This window comes from Phormidium pseudopriestleyi FRX01 (assembly GCF_017313335.1).
GTDB classification, from domain to species: domain Bacteria; phylum Cyanobacteriota; class Cyanobacteriia; order Cyanobacteriales; family Laspinemataceae; genus Laspinema; species Laspinema pseudopriestleyi.
This window is the reverse complement of sequence record NZ_JAFLQW010000365.1, coordinates 1-2,597: the sequence shown is the minus strand read 5'-3', so window position 1 is coordinate 2,597 and position 2,597 is coordinate 1. Positions and strand designations below refer to the sequence as shown.

At 39.7% G+C, this 2,597-nt stretch carries 3 protein-coding genes; all 3 read left to right on the top strand.

The features are described from left to right. Positions 1–486, top strand: a 486-nt coding sequence (locus J0895_RS13755) for a helicase-related protein (protein ID WP_277989840.1), incomplete at its 5' end; no start/stop codon positions are given. 94 nt (positions 487–580) lie between these two features. Continuing rightward, entirely contained in the window at positions 581–1,672 is a 1,092-nt protein-coding gene (locus tag J0895_RS13750; protein WP_207088650.1) for a DNA-methyltransferase, read from the top strand. After that, entirely contained in the window at positions 1,669–2,520 is an 852-nt protein-coding gene (locus J0895_RS13745) for a NotI family restriction endonuclease (protein ID WP_207088649.1), read from the top strand. Before J0895_RS13750 ends, J0895_RS13745 begins: the two co-directional genes overlap by 4 nt. Positions 2,521–2,597: the final 77 nt, after the last annotated feature.

The window sequence follows — 2,597 nt, the reverse complement described above, 5'->3', positions numbered from 1 at the left end:
TTTCGGGATGGACAGACTCAAATTTTAGTCTCTACCACCGTGGTAGAGGTGGGAGTAGATGTTCCCAATGCCAGCGTGATGTTAATTGAAAATGCCGAACGATTTGGACTATCGCAATTGCACCAATTGCGAGGAAGAGTTGGACGGGGTGCAGAGAAATCCTATTGTATCTTAATGACTCATCCTAAAGCAACAGCCGACGCTCGTCAACGCCTCAATGTCATGGAACAATCACAAGACGGGTTTTTAATTGCCGAAATGGACATGAGATTGCGCGGACCCGGGGAAGTCATGGGAATGAGACAATCGGGAGTCCCGGATTTTGTTTTAGCGAGTTTAGTTGAGGATAAAGAGATATTAATTTTAGCCAGAGATGCGGCAGAAAAGGTGATTAAGAAAGACCCGACTTTGGAGAGATGGCCGGTATTGAAGAGTGAGTTAGATAAGCGGTATCAGAAGTTGTTGGGTGGGGCGATTTTGACGTAAGAGAAAGGGGAGGGGGAGGAGTGCGATATCGAGCAATTCATGAATTCATTTCTTCATAATTTAGAGAAAAATCAGGGAATCAAGAGGCAATATCATGGTGAATGTAAAAGGAAGTTTCAATCAAGTTCACGAATTTTTATCTCCCAAGAGTAGTCAGCAGTATTTGCTCATACCCGGAAACGTTCTGGATATTTTGAAAGAAATACCCTCTGCGAGTATTGACATGACAATAACCAGTCCGCCTTACTGGCAACACCGGAAATATACTGAGGATAATTCTTTTGGAAATGAGTCATCATTTAACCTTTATATTGATACTTTAATGAAAGTATTTGCCGAACTGAAGCGAGTTTTAAAACCCTCCGGTTCGTTGTGGTTAAACTTGGGGGATACTTATCGAAATAAAAATTTACAAGGCATACCGTGGAGAATTGCCATTGCATTGCAAGATGCTCAAGGATGGATTTTAAGGAATGATATAATTTGGCATAAAATAAAAGGAAATCCAGACAATTCAAAAGACAAACTTAGAAATACCCATGAGTATCTGTTTCATTTCGTTCAAGAAAAAAATTATTATTATGATGTGGATTCAATTAGAAATGAGCGCAAGTCCTCTCAAGTAAATAAACAGGGGCAGGTGATTACAGCTACAGGGGTGAGTGGCGTTAATTACCGACGACAAATTACCAGAAGTACCGTGCTAAAAGATGAAGAGAAAAATAATGCCTTAAAAGAATTAGATGGGGCATTAGAAAAAATCAAATCAGGAGAATGGGTTGATTTTAGAATGATAATAAGAGGACAACAAAGGACGACCCATTCTGACTCTTTAGAAGTTTCAGGACGAGCTTCAGAACTCAAGAAAAAAGGATTTTATTTCCTGCCTTATCATCCCAATGGGAGTAAACCTGGAGATGTTTGGGATATTATACCTGAAGATCGCTGGCGAAAGGATATACACTTTGCCCCATTTCCTGAAGAACTCTGTTTAATTCCAGTGAAAGCCACCTGTCCAAATCAAGGAATTGTACTCGACCCTTTTGTAGGAACAGGAACAGCTATTTTAACGGCTATCAAACTGGGAAGAAGAGGATTAGGAATCGATCTGAGTGAAGAATATTTAGGATTTGCGAAAGAGCGTCTGGATCAATATCAGCCCACTTTGTTTCAACTCCTGTCATGAATTTTCCTAAGAGACCCCTGGAACTTTTTACCGTTTCAACTGAGCAAGACTTGAGTAAAGAAGAGTGGCAGGATATTCTAAACCGCCAACACGGCAAATACTCAAACAAAAAGTGCTTTAAAACGCGCAAGAGCCAACCCGATGTTTCCATCGGAACTTGTACGGTGGGATATGGAGGGGATCCAATTATTATCTGCCCTAATCGATTTTTACAAAACAATCAAATTTTTTTGGATTGTTTGCATCTTTTAAAAGCTCACGAACCCGGTAATCAGCTTCATATAATTTCAGAAATACAAGTACCGGGGGGAACAATTGATTGTTTTTTAGTATCAGTTCGGCGCAATGAAGTAAGGGATTATGTTGGAATTGAATTCCAAGCCCTCGATACAACTGGAACTGTTTGGCCTTCCCGTCAAAAATTTATTAGAGATGAGATCGGAATTTCTGTAGAAAATGCTTTAACATCAAAAACTTATGGAATGAATTGGAAAATGACCGCTAAGACAATTCTAATGCAACTTCATCATAAAATGACAACATTAGAATTGTTTGGAAAAAATTTGGTTTTGGTCATTCAAGATTGCTTTTATTCTTATATCGGGAAAGTTTTTAATACATCCATCTTAAGAGAAGCCGATAGTTCAGATCCTTTTCAGCTTCATACTTATCATCTGGAACCAGAAAATCAAGGAGGATTCAGCCTAGAACTTTCATCTCAATATAGCACGACGACCCTTGGAATTGAGACGATGTTGGGTATGAGAAAAGATGTGGAACTCTCAGAAAAGAAACTGATGGATAAGCTGCAAGCGAAGCTGAGTCATGAAACTCTATTAAAAATTTAGCGATCGCCTCTCCCACAAGTTGCGATCGCCCTCTTTCCCTCCCCCAGCTTACTGATTTTCCGGCCAACAGCGAGACA